Annotated in this window: 15 protein-coding genes and 2 pseudogenes; 8 read left to right on the top strand and 9 right to left on the bottom strand. The window is 63.1% G+C overall.

Going from position 1 to position 15,572, the window contains the following annotated elements; genetic code table 11:
* Positions 1 to 7 precede the first annotated feature (7 nt).
* Complete coding sequence (gene cprA / locus ACNFIC_RS03140; RefSeq protein WP_416779848.1) at positions 8 to 1,165, top strand: cationic peptide resistance protein CprA; 1,158 nt, start codon at positions 8 to 10, stop codon at positions 1,163 to 1,165.
* 35 nt (positions 1,166 to 1,200) lie between these two features.
* Here cprA and ACNFIC_RS03135 read toward each other — a convergent pair whose 3' ends face one another.
* The gene (locus tag ACNFIC_RS03135) at positions 1,201 to 2,205 is read right to left on the bottom strand and encodes a transporter (RefSeq protein ID WP_416779845.1); all 1,005 of its coding nucleotides are present in this window, start codon (positions 2,203 to 2,205) and stop codon (positions 1,201 to 1,203) included.
* Between the two features lie 241 nt (positions 2,206 to 2,446).
* On the opposite strand from ACNFIC_RS03135, the gene ACNFIC_RS03130 reads away from it, so the two are divergent.
* The 4 genes from ACNFIC_RS03130 (at position 2,447) to ACNFIC_RS03115 (ending at position 6,752) form a co-directional block, all read left to right on the top strand.
* Positions 2,447 to 4,597 (top strand): TonB-dependent siderophore receptor, encoded by a 2,151-nt coding sequence (locus ACNFIC_RS03130; protein ID WP_416779843.1) that lies wholly within the window; start codon positions 2,447 to 2,449, stop codon positions 4,595 to 4,597.
* A gap of 155 nt (positions 4,598 to 4,752) precedes the next feature.
* On the top strand, positions 4,753 to 5,712 hold the full coding sequence (locus tag ACNFIC_RS03125) for a ribonuclease Z (RefSeq protein WP_416779840.1): 960 nt from the start codon (positions 4,753 to 4,755) through the stop codon (positions 5,710 to 5,712).
* A gap of 127 nt (positions 5,713 to 5,839) precedes the next feature.
* On the top strand, positions 5,840 to 6,445 hold the full coding sequence (locus ACNFIC_RS03120; RefSeq protein ID WP_138217681.1) for a hypothetical protein: 606 nt from the start codon (positions 5,840 to 5,842) through the stop codon (positions 6,443 to 6,445).
* A gap of 97 nt (positions 6,446 to 6,542) precedes the next feature.
* Complete coding sequence (locus tag ACNFIC_RS03115) at positions 6,543 to 6,752, top strand: hypothetical protein (RefSeq protein ID WP_416779838.1); 210 nt, start codon at positions 6,543 to 6,545, stop codon at positions 6,750 to 6,752.
* A 56-nt stretch (positions 6,753 to 6,808) separates the two neighbouring features.
* On the opposite strand, the gene ACNFIC_RS03110 is transcribed toward ACNFIC_RS03115, so the two are convergent.
* Complete coding sequence (locus ACNFIC_RS03110) at positions 6,809 to 7,684, bottom strand: AEC family transporter (RefSeq protein ID WP_138217679.1); 876 nt, start codon at positions 7,682 to 7,684, stop codon at positions 6,809 to 6,811.
* Between the two features lie 444 nt (positions 7,685 to 8,128).
* Here ACNFIC_RS03110 and ACNFIC_RS03105 point away from each other — a divergent pair, with 444 nt between their 5' ends.
* Positions 8,129 to 9,433, top strand: a complete 1,305-nt coding sequence (locus tag ACNFIC_RS03105) for an MFS transporter (protein ID WP_138217678.1) — start codon at positions 8,129 to 8,131, stop codon at positions 9,431 to 9,433.
* 89 nt (positions 9,434 to 9,522) lie between these two features.
* Entirely contained in the window at positions 9,523 to 10,077 is a 555-nt protein-coding gene (locus tag ACNFIC_RS03100; protein ID WP_416779835.1) for a YbhB/YbcL family Raf kinase inhibitor-like protein, read from the top strand.
* Positions 10,078 to 10,156: 79 nt separating this feature from the next.
* On the opposite strand, the gene ACNFIC_RS03095 is transcribed toward ACNFIC_RS03100, so the two are convergent.
* The 6 genes and pseudogenes from ACNFIC_RS03095 to ACNFIC_RS03070 all read right to left on the bottom strand — a co-directional run bounded on the left by ACNFIC_RS03095 (position 10,157) and on the right by ACNFIC_RS03070 (position 13,815).
* A complete protein-coding gene (locus ACNFIC_RS03095; protein ID WP_416779833.1) occupies positions 10,157 to 10,888 on the bottom strand; it encodes a DNA-binding protein in 732 nt (243 codons plus the stop codon).
* Positions 10,889 to 11,159: 271 nt separating this feature from the next.
* On the bottom strand, positions 11,160 to 11,420 hold the full coding sequence (locus ACNFIC_RS03090) for a DUF6555 family protein (protein ID WP_138217675.1): 261 nt from the start codon (positions 11,418 to 11,420) through the stop codon (positions 11,160 to 11,162).
* A 110-nt stretch (positions 11,421 to 11,530) separates the two neighbouring features.
* Positions 11,531 to 11,698 (bottom strand): annotated as a pseudogene (locus tag ACNFIC_RS03085) (general stress protein); the annotation flags it as partial.
* Positions 11,699 to 11,885: 187 nt separating this feature from the next.
* Positions 11,886 to 12,446: pseudogene (locus ACNFIC_RS03080) on the bottom strand (ATP-dependent Clp protease proteolytic subunit); the annotation flags it as partial.
* A 104-nt stretch (positions 12,447 to 12,550) separates the two neighbouring features.
* A complete protein-coding gene (locus ACNFIC_RS03075) occupies positions 12,551 to 12,724 on the bottom strand; it encodes a general stress protein (protein WP_138217672.1) in 174 nt (57 codons plus the stop codon).
* Positions 12,725 to 12,936: 212 nt separating this feature from the next.
* Positions 12,937 to 13,815 (bottom strand): Dyp-type peroxidase, encoded by an 879-nt coding sequence (locus ACNFIC_RS03070; protein WP_416779830.1) that lies wholly within the window; start codon positions 13,813 to 13,815, stop codon positions 12,937 to 12,939.
* A 184-nt stretch (positions 13,816 to 13,999) separates the two neighbouring features.
* On the opposite strand from ACNFIC_RS03070, the gene ACNFIC_RS03065 reads away from it, so the two are divergent.
* The gene (locus ACNFIC_RS03065) at positions 14,000 to 14,893 is read left to right on the top strand and encodes a bile acid:sodium symporter family protein (RefSeq protein ID WP_138217670.1); all 894 of its coding nucleotides are present in this window, start codon (positions 14,000 to 14,002) and stop codon (positions 14,891 to 14,893) included.
* Positions 14,894 to 14,898: 5 nt separating this feature from the next.
* On the opposite strand, the gene ACNFIC_RS03060 is transcribed toward ACNFIC_RS03065, so the two are convergent.
* The gene (locus ACNFIC_RS03060; protein WP_416779828.1) at positions 14,899 to 15,360 is read right to left on the bottom strand and encodes a beta-carotene hydroxylase; all 462 of its coding nucleotides are present in this window, start codon (positions 15,358 to 15,360) and stop codon (positions 14,899 to 14,901) included.
* Positions 15,361 to 15,572 lie beyond the last annotated feature (212 nt).

Raw genomic sequence — 15,572 nt, 5'->3', positions numbered from 1 at the left:
TAACGCCATGAATGCACTGACCCACGCGGGTGTTTTCGCCCCATCCACCCTGCGCGAAGATATCTTGATCACCGGCGCCACGGGTTTTCTCGGTGGTTCGGTAGCCGCTCAGTTGATCGCCGCAGGTCAAGGTGCCGGGCTGCACTTCCTGGTGCGCAGCGATTCGCCAGCCGAAGGCCTCGAACGCCTGCGCGGCAACCTGCTGCAACATGGTGTTAGCCAAGCCCAATGCCTGGCGCTGAAAGAAACGCAGATTGTGTGCGGCGATTTGCTCGATACCTCATGGCTGGCCCAAGCAACCCCACGGCTGCTGCAGATGGACCGGGTGATCAATTGCGCGGCCGTGGCGTCGTTCTCGAAAAACCCGACGATTTGGCCGGTGAACGTCGAAGGCACCTACGCCTTCGCCGAGGTGCTGAGCCACTCGGCGCGGCTCAAACGCTTCCTGCATGTGGGCACGGCCATGTGCTGTGGGCCCGAGCGGGAATCGCCGATCAGCGAGTCATGGGAGTTTCCAGAGGCCGAGCAACAACTGGTGGACTACACCGCGTCGAAAGCCGAGATCGAACGACGTCTGCGTGAACAGTTGCCAGGCCTGCCTCTGGTAGTGGCGCGACCTTCAATCGTGGTTGGTCACCGTAGCCTGGGATGCCAGGCCTCGGGCAGCATCTTCTGGGTATTCCGCATGGGCTTCGCCCTGGAAAGCTTCACCTGCGATCTGCACGAGCAGATCGACGTGATCCCGGTCGACTACTGCGCCGAAGCGTTGATCGGATTGGCCCGCAAGCCCCAACTCAGCCACGATCTCTATCATGTTTCGGCAGGGCGAGGCGCCTCCTGCACCTTCGCCGAAATCGACCGTGCGTTCGCCCAGGCCAATGGCATGGCGCCGGTTGGCGAACGCTATCGCAAAATCGATTCGGACGATCTCAAGTCGCTGGCCGGTCGCTTCGAGGCTCGTATCGGGCCGGCCAACCCACGCCTGGTGCTGCGTGCACTGCGCCTGTACAGCGGTTTTGCCGACCTGAACTACCTGTTCGACAACAGCCGGCTACTAGAGGAAGGCATCGCCGAACCACCGCGCTTTACCGACTACATGGATGTGTGCGTGCAATCGTCGCGGGCGGTGAGCATCGCCACCCAAATGCAGTGGGACTTCAAATAGCGCACAGCCCCGCTGGCTTAGCCGTGAGTACGCCTTCAGTGATCACCGCGCTTGCGAAACGCCCAGCGCCCGGCAATCACGGTAAAGGTCACGACCAACGCCACCAGCATCCAGAAACCGTGAGGGTCGTCCGCCAACGGCACGCCCCCCACGTTCATGCCAAAGAAGCCGGCGATGATGTTGATCGGCAGCGCCAGTACGGTCACCACGGTAAGCGTGAACAGTGTCCGGTTGTTCTCTTCGGTAAGCTTGGCGGCGATTTCTTCCTGCACCAGCTTGATGCGCTCCACCAAGCTGGTGAGGTCGTCGATGATCACTGCAATTTCTTCGGTCGAGGCCCGTAGCTGCTGGATGTCCTGCTCGCTCAACCACGCCGGGGGCCGGTTCAGCAGCCTTAACAGCGACCCCGGCTCCAGCGCCAACAGGCGTTGCAGGCGCACCAACACACGGCGCAGGCTACTGAGTTCGGCACGGTTATCGGACAGGCGCAGCGACAGCAACTGATCCTCGATGCGGTCCACCTTCAGCGTCGACTCGCGCACCACCCGAGTGAGCAGGTCACCCTGGTCGCGGACCAGGTGCACCAGCAATTCGACGGTGGAGCCGAAACGCTCGCCGCGCTTGACCGAAGAACGCAGCTCGTCCACCGAATGCAACGGTTGCAACCGAGCGCTGAGCAACAGCCGGCTGCGTGCGCAGGCCCACAACGTCGACACGTCCGAAGACACCAGGCCGAAGCTGAACACCATATCGTTGACCACCGCCAGCAGCGCGTCGTCGGTATGCTCGATGCGGGTGGAGCGCGACCCTTCGCGCAGGGTTTCGAAAAACGTTTCGGGCAGGTCCAGATGACTCTTCATCCAGCGCTCGCAGGCGGCATGGGCCAGGTTCAAATGCAGCCACAAGAATTCGTCGCCCGGTGATGAGCGCAGATAGGCCATGGCCTGAACGGCGTCGATCTCACGGCCAGGCTGGCCGGGGTGGAACACATAGGCATAAAGCAGGCCGTGCAGGTCGGCCTCAGGGTGCGGAGAGTGCATGCGCTGGCGAAGCCTCGGCAAAGCCTGGTGGACATCGCGCCATCTTGGGACTGTCATATGACGCTGACGTGACATGCCTGTGTGCCATTTGGCGCGGTGATGCAACCTGCGGACCTGGCATTGGCACGTGCGTCTCAAGTGGGATGTGGTATGCCACAAATATCTGGAAATGCGAATTGTTACCAGATAGTATCGCGGCGCGTTTCCACTTCCACTGCCTTGACTTCCAGGACCTGAACCCATGCGTTACAGGATTGTTTCGCTGTGCCTGCTCCACGCCGCCCCACTCCTGGCCTGGGCCGCACCAGCGCCCTCCGACACGCCCACGAGCATCCAGCTCGACGCCGTGAACATCAATGCTGACGCCGCCAGCTACGAGCGCGCCGACGGGCCGGTCGAGGGCTATCGCGCCACCCGCTCAGCCAGCGCGACTCGCACCGACACCGCCCTGCACGAAACCCCACAGTCGGTCAGCGTAGTGCCCAAGGATGTCCTGGAAGACACCGGCGCCACCCGTCTGCAAGATGCCCTGGACTACGCAGGTGGCGTTGGCCGGGCCAACAACTTTGGCGGCCAGGGCTTGACCACCGTCACCGTGCGCGGATTCACCACCGGCGAGTACTACCGTAACGGCTTCCCGATGAACCGTGGCTATCCGAACGCACCAGACGCCAACAGCGTCGAACGCCTGGAGGTGATCCGCGGGCCTGCCAGCAGCCTGTATGGTCGTGGCGACCCCGGTGGCACCTTCAATGTGGTCACCAAGCAACCCCAGGCAGAATCGAAAGTCACCCTGGGCAGCCAGTTCGACGACCAAGGCATGCACCGCGCGACCCTGGACGCCACCGGCGCACTGAACCAGGACGGCAGTCTGGCCTACCGCTTGAACGTGCTCGGCGAAGGCGGCGAGAGCTTTCGCGATAACGTGGAAAGCGAACGCTACAGCGTTGCGCCAGTGCTCAGCTGGCAGGTGAACGAGGTGACCAAGATCGTCTTCGAGGGGGATTTCCTGCGCAACAACCACCCCTTGGACCGCGGCCTGACCCGCTACGCCAACCAGCTCGGCAATGCCTCGCGTGACACCAACATCTGGGGCAAGGGCAGCGACAACATGCTGCACAACGACAACAACATGGCCCAGTTGCGTTTCGAGCACATGCTCAACGACGACTGGACCCTTGGCGGCGGCATGCAGTGGCTGGATGGCACGCTCGCGGGCAACGCCATCGAGGCCAACGGGTTGCAGGGAGACGGTCGCACGCTGGGCCGCAACTTCAACTACCGCAAGCTGGAATGGCGTGATCGCGACTACCAGCTCAACCTGACCGGGCATTTCGACACCGCAGGTTTCAGCCATACGCTGCTGACCGGCGTCGAGTACGAGGATTACGACTACAACTCGATCATCCGTCGCTCAGGCGGCGCTCTGACCGACTACCCGATCGACATCTTCGACCCGGTCTACGACCAGTCGCGCCCGGCGTTGACCCGCCTCACCACCCACGACAAGGAAAACCTCAAGACCTGGGCAGCCTTCGTGCAGGACCAGGTGGCCCTGACCGAGCGCCTGAAGTTCCTGGCAGGTGTGCGCTTCGAGCGCTTTGAGCATGACTACGTCAACAAGCTCAACAGAACTGGCAGTGGCGATTTCAACAAGGCTGAAAACGGCGTCACCCCGCGTGTCGGTTTGCTGTATGACCTGACCGACACCGTTGCGGTGTATGCCAACACGGCGCGCTCGTTCAAGCCCAACACGGGTACGCCTGCTGGCAATACCGGGCGCGGCTTCGATCCCGAAAAAGGCAAGTCGTACGAGCTGGGTATCAAGTGGGAAGCCCTCGACCGCCAGCTGAGCGTCGACGCGGCGATCTACCACATCGTCAAACGCAACGTGCTGGCCAACGACCCGACCGACTCGACCAACACGTTCAAGATCGCTGCCGGTGAAGTCCGCAGCCGTGGCCTGGACATCAACATCGCCGGTAACCTCACGCCCGAATGGCGCGTGATCGGCGGCTACGCCTATGTTGATGCCGAAGTGACCAAGGACACCAGCCTGCCGACCGGCACCCGGCTTGCCAACATCCCGCGCAATAGCGTCAGCCTGCTGAACACCTACGAGTTTCAGGACGGCTGGGCCAAGGGTCTGGGCATGGGCATGGGCGTGAAGTACGTGGATGAGCGCAACGGACAGACCTCGGCGACCAGCTACACCATGGACCAGTACACCGTGGTCGACCTGCTGAGCTTCTATAAGGTCAATGAACACGTGCGCCTGAACCTGGATCTCAAGAACCTGTTCAACAAGGAGTACGACGAAGGCGCGTTCAACAGCTACGTCTACTCCGGTGCGCCACGCACTGTGCAGGCTGGGGTGTCGTACACCTTCTAATTGCCCCGCCCATGCGCGCCAGCCTGCAATAGCGCTGGCGCTGCTGCGTCTGATGGCCGGTCCTTGCCCTAGCCTGTTTCCCGGTGGCCCGCCATGCTAGCCTCCGCGTGCCTCGCCCGTTGAGGCAGGACAGTCTTCACGTCAAGGAGTCAGGCATGGACCTGCAGTTTCTGGGCACTTCTTCCGGGGTGCCCACAAAGGCCCGTAACGTCAGCGCCACCGCTGTGATCGAGTCCGCCGGGCACGGCTGGTATCTGGTCGATTGCGGCGAAGGCACCCAGCACCAGCTGTTGCGCAGCCCATTATCGGTGCGCAACTTGCGCGCCCTCTTCATCACCCACGTGCACGGCGATCACTGCTTCGGGCTGCCGGGCCTGCTGGCCAGCGCCGGCATGTCCGGGCGCAGCGAGCCGTTGCCGCTGGTGCTGCCCGCCAGCCTGCAAGCCTGGTTGGCGCAGAGCCTGGCGGTGAGCGAAACCTACCTGCCATTCGAGCTGCAGATGCACGCGCTGGAAACCTTCAGCGGCTTCACCAGCGGCAATGTCAGCGTGACCACCCTGGAGCTGTCGCACCGTGTTCCATCCTGGGCCTTTGTATTCACCGAACGCGACCCGGAGCCTCGGCTCGATACCGAACGACTGAAAGCCGACGGTATCCCGGCCGGCCCACTGTGGGGCCAGCTGGCCCGTGGCCACGCGGCGCTGCATGACGGCGTGTCGCTCGACCCACAGCACTACCTGCAACCCACACGGCCACCACAGCGGATCATCGTCTGTGGCGACAATGACCGCCCGCAGCTGCTGGCAGAGCTCGCCCAGGGCGTGGATGTACTGGTGCACGAGGCCACCTTTACCGAACCTGTGGTCGAGCGCAGCCAGAACAGCTTCGGCCACAGCACTGCGGCGGCGGTAGCCCGGTTCGCCGAACAGGCCGGGGTGAAAAACCTGGTACTGACCCACTTCAGTGCCCGCTACCAGAGTGCGCCAGGGCGTGGTAACAGCATCGAGGACGTGCGCCAGGAGGCGTTGGCCGACTACAACGGCAGCCTCACCCTCGCCCGCGACTTGCAGCGTTATCACCTGGGCCGTGATGGGGTTTTATTGCCGATCGACTGACTACCGAGGCCATCGGTATGTCCAGTTGCCACGATTGCAGCCGCTCTGGCTCGCGGGTTCTAATCCCGCCGCGTCGGTCCTGACCGGCATTTGCACCCGTAATCTGGCAACTCAAGGAAGCCTTACGATGGACAGGAAGATCGTACCCCTGGCGCTACTGGCCACCCTGCTCGGCTGCTCCGACGACCAGCAGGCCACCGAAGCCGGGCTGCGCAAGGCCGCCCAGGCCTGGCTCGACACCCAATATCCTCGCTGCTTCGTGGTCGGCCATTTCCCCGCCCACACCCGTGATTTCGATGTCGATGGCACCAACCAGGCCTTGCGCGCACTGGCCAAGGCCGGCGTGGTCAGCGAAAAGGAAATTCGCCGCACCGAAGTGCCCGAACGGCTGTGGCAGCCGGCCCGCACCGATATCTACTACGCCTACGAACTGACCGACAACAGCCGCACCTACTACAAGGCCGACGCCCTTAACGGCCAGGGAGGGCTGTGCTTTGGCAAGGCGCAGGTCACCCAGATCGAAGGCTTCACCCCACCGCAGGCGCAAGGTGGTCAGCAACGCACGCAACTGACCTACCGCTACCGCATCGACGACCTGCCAGGCTGGGCCAACGATCCGGCGTTGGGCGCCGCGATCAAGGGCCTGGCACAGGCGTCCGCCAGCGCTGCCAAGCCGATCCAGGCCACCCAGAGCATGCTGCTTACACCGGCCGGCTGGGTAAGCGAGGGCTGAAACGTTCTGTTAATGCTGGGAAAATCCACGGTCTCCATCATGCGCAGCACTTGGCCTTTGGCCAGCTGCCCATGAATCGAAACTGGAGACCGCTGTCATGAAAACCCTGCCCCTGATCCTCGCCCTGCTCGCCAGCACCACCGTGACCTCGGTGTTCGCAGAAGGGGGCGCTGACCGCCTGCACGAACGCAGCGCACAATTGGCCGCTCACCGTGAGCAAAGCCAGCAGGCGCTGGCCAAAGCCAAGGCCGAGCAGGACAACCGCCAAGCCGATGCCCAGCGCCAGGCCGACAAACCCGCCAGCTGATCACACCCTCGCCGGCCGCACAGGGCCAGACCTGCCGCTGCGCCCTGTGACACCGTTTATAGCCACCCCGCCAGCACCACCGGTAACCACACGAACGACAGCAGCGTCGAACACATCACCAGGTTGGCCACCTGCTCTGGCTCGCGGTTCGCCCGCACCGCCAGCAGGTAGTTGAAGACCGCCACCGGCATCGCCGACTGCATCACCAGCACCGCTCGTTCAAGGCTCTCCAGCCCAAGCACCGCCCCCACGCCCCAGCCCACCCCGGCCCCCAGCACGATCCGCAGCCCACCCAGCAGCAACCCGCCGCCGATATGCCGTGGACGGATGCTGGCCAGCGAGACCCCGAGGGTCAACAGCATCAGCGGAATGGTCATGCCCCCCAGCAGGTCGACCGTGTTGGCCAGCCAGCGCGGCAGTTGCACATCGAGGAAGATCAGTGGCATGGCCCCGACCAGACTGATGACGATGGGGTTGCGCAGCAATGCCTTGGGGGATGCAGCGCCGCCGGCGATGGCAATCCCTGCGGTGAACTGGAAGATCGACAAGGTCAGGAAGAACGCCACCGCCAGGGCCAGCCCATGCTCACCGAAGGCGTACAGGCTGATGGGCAGGCCCATGTTTCCGGTATTGGGGAACATGAACGCTGGCAGCAGCACCCGCCAGTGCTTGCCACTCAAGCTGCATACCAGATACCCGACCAACGCCATGCCAAGCAGGCACAGGCAGCACGCCAGGGCCATGCTGGTGAACGCCGTCGGGTCCAGTTGCGTACGATTGAGGGTCGATAGCACCAACGCCGGCGTGCCCACGGTCATCACCACCTGGGCGATGAACTCGGTGGGATAATCAAGGCCGCGACGGGCCCAGGCATAACCGATACCGGCAACGATGAACACGGGCGCCAGGACGGCGAACAGCGATGCCAGCATGAGGCGGTTTCTCCCTGAAAGACGGCTGCCAGGCATTATGCGCAAACGTGCCGCGCTTTCCCATGCATAACGCCGCGCGATCACCTCCTCTCGAAACAGGTGAGTCCTGTTGAGTCAGACGGCAAAATTCATCGTCCTAGTGTTTTTTTGCGCGGCCCCTGCGGCCTCTCGTCGCAGGTCACGCCCTCTTGGCAAATCCGCCACAGTCCGTAGAATCGCGCTTCCTTTTCGCCCGCCGCCCTCCCGGTCGCCACCTTTTCGCCAAGACAGCATCTGCGCCTGGCACCGCTGCGCACAGGTGCAAGCAGGCTCAACCGCCCCCGCCCGGCTGTCGTTCGACCGCCCAGCGGTTGAATCTTGCCAGGGTCGCAGCCCGCCCAGGCCCTACCGCATAGCGCGTGCAACCGAAAAGGCACACCCGCTCGTTCCAATTTTGAGGTACGTATGTCTGCGCGTTTGCTGGCGATGGCGCTGGCGCCCCTGCTCGGCTTGTTCATCATTGCTCTGGGCAATGGTTTTCTGTCTTCACTCACCACCCTGCGTCTAGGCGCAGCCGGCGAATCGGCGACCACCATCGGTATCGTCTCGTCGGCCTACTTCATCGGCCTGACCCTGGGCGCCGTGTTCAACGATCGGTTGATCCTGCGCATTGGCCATATCCGCGCCTACAGCAGCTTCGCCGCGCTGATCGGCGCGACTATCCTGTTGCAGGGGCTGTTCTACGACACCCTCTGGTGGTCGGTGCTACGCCTGATCAACGGCTGGGCCGCAGTCGGCGTGTTCCTGGTCATCGAAAGCTGGTTGCTGCTGGCTGGCGACGCGAAGATTCGCGGCCGTTTGCTGGCGCTGTACATGATTGCCTTCTACGGTGCCGGGGTACTGGCCCAGGCCGCGTTGGGCGAGATCACCGCCTTGGGCGATAGTGCACCGTTCATGCTGGCCGGCATGCTGGCGACGTTGTCAGTGCTGCCGATCGTCATCCTGCCACGGGTATCGCCGCTGCTTGAGCATGTCGAGCCACTCAAGCCGCGCCAGTTGCTGGGCGTGGCACCGACAGGCCTGGTGGGCTGTTTTGGCTCCGGAATCATCATCGCCGGTATCTACGCGCTGCTGCCGTTGTACCTGCAACGGGTAGGCATGGATGTCGGTGACGTCGGCCGCATGATGGCCTGGGTGATCCTCGGCGCCATGCTGCTGCAATACCCGGTGGGGCGCTGGTCCGATCGCAAGGATCGACAGGATGTGCTCATCACCCTGGCTGCAGCGTGCACCGTCCTGTCGCTGCTGATCGTGGTATTGCCGACCGACACGGTGTTGCTGCCGGCGTTGATGTTCTTGCTCGGCGGTGGGGTATTCGCGCTGTACCCGGTGGCGGTGAGCAGCGCGGCCGACCGCGCCCCGGCCGATGCCCTGGTGCCGATGATCCAGGGCCTGCTGTTGATCAACTCGCTGGGCTCGGCCCTGGCGCCGCTGGCGATCTCGCCGATGATGACCCGCTACGGCGAAGTGGGCTTGTTTTGGGCCTTCGCGGTGATCAACCTGGCTATGGTCGGCTTCTTCCTGTGGCGCCGGGGCAAGCGCCCCAAGCCCGAGCACCCGGCACCGTTCGCCCCGACGGCGACCTTCTCGCCCAGCGGCGCCGAACTACGGGTGACCGAAGACCTGATGCACGCCGCTCAGGAGCACCCAACCCTGGACGCCATGGCTCCTGCCGCCTCGACCCAGGCAGTCCATCGCGACGCGCACTGATCTGCCAACCGCCCGTCGCCCGACGGGCACCCTGAAGGCATGGTCTAGACTACATGCTCTGCCTTGCGCGCTCGCTCAGGATGGATGACATGAAACTCTGGTACTGGCCGCTGTTTGCCCTTCTGCCCGGCGTGACGCTGGGCATACAGCTCAACCACAGTCCGGCGCTGGCAATCAGTTCGGCGTCCTTTACCGACGGCGGCGTGATCGCTCTGCAACAGGTGGGGCCGGAGCCGGAGTGTGGCAGCGGCGAAGAGCGTACGCCGCAGGTGAGCTGGAAAAACCTGCCACAGCGCACGCAGTCGCTGGTCGTGGTGATGTTCGATCCAGACGGTGCCAAGGGCATGGGCGTTGTGCATTGGCTTGCGTATAACCTGGACGCTGCCAGTGGCGGCCTCGATGAGGGCGCGGCCGGACAGAGCAGCGAAATTGCCACATTGGGCCCCAACAGCCGAGGCACGCAGCGCTACCGTGGGCCCTGCCCGCCCGCTGGCGACAATCCACACCATTATGTGCTGACCGTGATCGCCACCGACCTGCCTGCGGGCAGCCTGCCAATGGGACTGGACCGGCAGCGGCTGATGGAGATCCTGCACGGGCACACGCTAGGTGCGCAAAGTCTGGTAGGCCGTTATGGGCATTGAGCCGGCGCTGCGAACCCGCGCTAGTCGGTGCTGAGACCGGCTGTAGAAAGTAGTCGCCGCGTTACCCGAAGGCCAGTCGCTATGGCAACCGCAGTTGCGCCAGTGCCTGGTCACGCTCGGCGCACTGACGCCGCAACTCCTCCCCTACCCCTTGCGCTTGCGCAAGCATCGCGCGCAGCCCCTGGACCTGAGCGTCACGCTGTTCAAGTTGCGCTTCCAGCCGCGCGAGCGCTTCCTGGGTCTGACGCTGCTCAGCCTGCAATCGCCCATTGTCACGGTGCAGTTGGGTCAGCTCTGCCTGACGCGCCAGGGCGCCTTGCTGCACGGTTTGCAACTGGCCCTGCAACTGGCGCAGCTGGGTTTGCTGGCGGCCCAGCTCCTGTTCGTGGCGTTGTTCGGCGAGCTGCAACTGCTGCTCCTTGTCGGCCAGGCGCAATTGCAGCGCACTCAGCTGGACCTCGTGCTGCTGATGCGCTGCGGCCAATGCCCGTTGGGCCAGCGCCAACTGCCCCTGCAGCTGTGCTTGCTGCTGCTCGAAGGCGGTCTGAGCCACCTCGACACAGGCTTGCGCTTCGCGCTGAAGCTGCGCCGAGAGCTGCTCGACCAGGCGCCCCAATGGGGCGCTCAACCCGGCGGCATCGCCCAACTTCACGGGTTGTTCCAGCGCCTTGAGGTAACGGTGGATGGTCGATTTCGACCCGGTGTTACCCAGTTCGATACGTACTGCATCGATACTTGGGTTTTCACCCCTGGCAAGCAGCGTATCACGCGCTTGCTCAACAGCCTCTTTGGTTACACCCACCCGCGACATACCATTCTCCATTGAGCATGTACCGTGGTATGTACCACGTAAGATAGGCGTAATTGTGCAGGTGGAATCGCTTGAAAACAACCGGCTCCCCGCTGGAGAGCCGGACCATTTTCAGTGCTTGGATCGGCGACGACGCACTCGATATCAAGCAAGCCTGGCCAGTACGACCACCACGCTGGCTAGATACACAGGCTTAGCCAACACCTCAATGTCAGGCGCCTGCAACTGCTCGTGCCCCCTGGCCGGTCATGGCTGCGGAACCAATGACTGACTATCTGGCAACCTCTGACACCTTGTCCGGGCGGCTGCCCGACAGTCGCCACGTCACTTGGGTAATGCCATAGCGCTCTGCCATCGGGCGGCTCACCTTGCGGATTTTTTCGCGGCCGAACTTCGGAATGATACCGATCCCGGCATCGCAACTGGCCCAGTGCCAGGCCTCAGCGTTATCCATGTGTTCCAGTCGAATGATGAAGCTACGCACTTGACCATGCAGGTGATAGTCGATGATGTACAACTGAGGGCTCGGCATCGCTATGGGCCTCCTTTCTCCATGGGTTATTAACTGATGGATCAGCCAGTTGCGTGAAAATTCAGAAAATTCACAGGCACGCTGACAAGGTGCAGTAGTGGCCAAAGGCCTTATTTCTGCGAAGGCGGCTCATGTGGGCCGTGGCGGCGCTGTCCACCCTTGCGGCCAGCCTCCGAAGCCCTGGCCCGGTCGTTGGCAAAATTACCACCTGAGTTACGCCCGCCTTTGCGGCCAGCCTCAGAGGCGCGCTCCCGGTCGTTGGCGAAGTTGCCGGAATTGGTTTGCTGGGTCCCGCCACGGCGGCTGGGTTGGCGCTGTTCTTCTGGCATGTCGGTTCTCCCTTGAGGGCAGGTAAATCATCCTTCAGTCATTCCGAGGGCAGACGGCGGCGCTCGACTCACTGACAGTCATCTTTTTCGGACCGACGGTGACGTACGTTGCCGCTGCAGTAATTTGCACGCCCAATCAGGCGTGCACGCTCCATTGCGTGGCGTCAGCAGGTATCGGCAATTCGTCGACGGCATGGATCATGCCGCTGGCCAGCGCCTCTTGCGGCCCCAGGATGCGTGGGTAGGCCATGAGGTAGCGTGCGATGTCGAGCCCCTCGCTGGCTCCTTGGGTACGCTCGGCGACGATCTGCACATACAAGCGCAGGTCGTAGTCCAGGCTCATGGCGTACTCGGCCATTCGCGCGTGATCAACTGCCCCGTGCAAGGTCCAGTGAAACGGATGAAACAGGAACTTGCTGAAGGCGCAGGCTGTGCGGTGGCTGCCGGCCAAAAACAGGATATTACCCATGGACTCCACCGTACCCAGGTTGTGGGTGTGCACAGGCACCGGCAAGGCGCGCAAAAAGTTGTACAGCGTGAAGCCATAGCTACACTCGCCGCCCATGGTGGCGATGTTCAGCTGGATCAGGTCGGCGCCTTGTTGGGTGGCCTTGGCGCAGGTATTGATCAGGTTGCCGCAGGTGGCCGAGTTGATCGGCCCGGTGTAGTGGATGATGTGTCTGGCCATGCAGGCCTCCCATTGCGTCGCAGTGTGCTTGCGGTGGAGGCGATCGGGACGAGCAAAGTTCCGTTAGCAGCAGCGATGCAGTGCCAGGCAGGCCCGGCACTGCAATCGGTCATTTACGCACGGTCGCCCTTGCGCCCGGTGTCCGTGGTCTGGCGGTGTTGGCCGGACCCGGAACTTTGCCCACCTTTGCGGCCGGCTTCGGAGGCCTTCTCACGATCATTGGCGAAGTTTCCAGGGTTTTTCGAACCGCCCTGGTTGCCCATCCTGCTGTTCTCTTTGTTGGCCATGGTCTTCAACCTCGTGTGGCTTGAGAGTGCACGGCACGCTTGCCGTACAAGGTTGTGAGTACGCAGGCACAAAGGGATTCGGTCTATTGCACATCGGGCAGACCGGTGGCGCTAAACAAAGCAGTCGACTCTATCTGGGGCGCAAGCCTATATGTGCAAGGCGCTGGAGCCTGTGGACGCGGTGCATCGCCCGCGTAGGCTCCAGCGCTTGGTCAGGCCAGCAACAGACGCAGGTCCACACCACCCTCACCGAGTGCCGGGCACCAGTAGTAGCCGCCGCTCAGGGGCCGACTGAAGCGATACAAGCCATCGATGATGCCGTCCTCCAAACCGCTCATGCGTTTGAGCTGCACTTCGAAGGCGTCGAACGAGTGCCCCATCGCGACGAACGCCAGGCCCGCACCGCGCTCATCGGCCCAGGCCACCGAACGCCGCACCATGAACGCCTCGGGAGCGAAGCTCTCCTGGGCCGTGCGCTTGACGTGGGCAGACTCGGGCGCATCATCGAGTTCTTCGTTGTCGCTCAGGCGGCGCCCGATAATGTTGTCCTGCTCGGCTTGCGGCAGCGCCTTGAAATAGTCCAGATCGTGCTTCCACAGCTGGAAGACAGCAAAGCTGGAACCGGCCAGGCCCGGGACATCGCCGGACACGATGGCGGCCTCGATGGCCTGCTCGTCGACCGGGTTCTCGGTGCCGTCCTCGTAGCCGGTCAGGTCACGGCCACCGCGGTGCAGGAAACCATCGACACTGTCGACCAGACGCAAGGCCGGGGCCAGCAACTGCTGCAGAGCTTGCGCACGCAGGAACAGTTCGCCGCGTTCTTCGCCGCGCAGCCACAACCACAAGGCATGCTGAGTCGCCGGGTTGGGTACTTGGGCCTGCAACTGCGGGAAGCTGCGCAGACCAGGCACCTCACGGCCCAGCACCTGCGCCAACGGTGCACCGATACCCAGCACCACGCTCTGGCCATCGACCTCGGCGATCAACCGATCAAGCACGCCGGCCAAGGCTTCTTGCGAATCGAGGGCAAAGAACAAATGACGGGCGTGGGCTGGCACCGGGGTGGCGAGCAGACCTGGCTGGAACGGCATGGTGGGCTAATCCTTCGGCAAAAGCGCGAATGCTACTGCGCCGGAGGCAGCATCGCAACGCGGCGTGTAGCCGCTGCCGGCCAGGGGTTCGGTAATAAACGGTTACCAAGTATGGCCAGTTGCGATTAGCTATCGTTAGCCGGGCACCTAGACTGCTCGGGATATTCCGTTCGAGTAGCCACTCATGACCGCCTCGCCCCTGCTTACCGCCATCCTGCCGCTCGCCCTGGGCATCATCATGCTGGGCCTGGGGTTATCACTGACCTTGGCCGACTTCGCCCGGGTGGTGAAATACCCCAAGCCCGTGGTGGTCGGCCTGGCCTGCCAGATCCTGCTGCTGCCACTGGTGTGCTTCCTGATTGCCAACGGCTTTGGCCTTGAGTCGGCGCTGGCCGTGGGCCTGATGCTGCTGGCCGCCTCGCCAGGCGGCACCACCGCGAACCTGTTCAGCCACCTGGCGCATGGCGATGTGGCGCTGAACATTACCCTGACAGCGGTCAATTCATTGATCGCCATCCTGACCATGCCGCTGTTGGTGAACCTGTCGCTGACCTGGTTCATGCAGGCGGACCAAGCGATTCCGCTGCAATTTGCCAAAGTGATGCAGGTGTTCGCCATCGTGCTGCTGCCGGTGGCGCTGGGCATGCTGATTCGCCATCGGGCGCCGGGCTTCGCCGCACGCATGGAAAAGCCGATGAAATTGGTGGCGGCACTGTTTCTAGCCTTCACCATCGTGCTTGCGCTGGCCAAGGACTGGCAAACGGTGGTGCAGTACGCGCCGATCGTCGGCGGCGCCGCACTGTTGTTCAACCTGCTGAGCCTGGGGGTAGGTTACTGGGTGCCGCGCCTGCTGAACATTCCGCGGCGCCAGGCGATCGCCATCGGCATGGAAATCGGCATCCACAACGGTACTCTGGCCATCGCCCTGGCCCTGAGCCCGAGTCTGTTAAACAACCCCACCATGGCGGTGCCGGCAGCACTCTATAGCCTGATCATGTTCTTCACAGCCGCAGGCTTTGGCTGGTGGGTAAGTCGCGGGCATAAAGGTCAAGAGGCGATCGTCGAGACCGCTAACTGATCGCGCTAGCTGCGCCGCCGCTTCAATTGCCGCTTCAACACGCGCAGTGGCGGTGCGTAGAAGAATCCGAACGACACGCATCCCTGTCGCCCCTTCACCGCATGGTGTAGTTGATGCGCCTGGTGCAGGCGCTTCAAATAGCGGTTGACCGGCCTCGGTGCGCGCGGCCAGTGACGATGGAACAGCCCGTCATGCACCAGCACGTAGGCCACGCCATACCCTGCCACCCCTGCCCCCACCCACTGCAACGGCGCATGTCCGGCCTTGCCCAGCGCCACCAGCGCAGCGGCGATCAACGCCAGTGCCGCTAGATAGAGATCGTTGGTTTCCAGCACGCCCAGGTGCGGCTCATGGTGCGAGCGGTGCAGCCACCAGCCCCAACCGTGCATGATGTACTTGTGGGCCAGGGTGCCGACGCCTTCCATAGCCACAAGGGTGGTGAACAGCACGGCGAGGTTGAACAGCATGCAGAGGTCCGGGTTCGAGGCAATAACGGGCGTAAGGGTACCACTGCCGCGCGGGGTGCAGGAAAGTTCGCCGTGACGCAATTGTCATGATTTTAGCCATGACCCTGTCCCGCACCGGGCGTAGTGTCCGCGTCGCGATTTTTCCCTCCCTGCATAAGCGCACCCTGCATTGGACAGTAGTCCCAGTCGATTGCGACGGGCCGACATGGCGA

This window comes from Pseudomonas sp. NY15463 (genome assembly GCF_048068415.1).
Lineage (GTDB): Bacteria > Pseudomonadota > Gammaproteobacteria > Pseudomonadales > Pseudomonadaceae > Aquipseudomonas > Aquipseudomonas mosselii_C.
The sequence above is the reverse complement of the archived record's forward strand: the minus strand, read 5'-3'. Positions and strand labels throughout refer to the sequence as shown.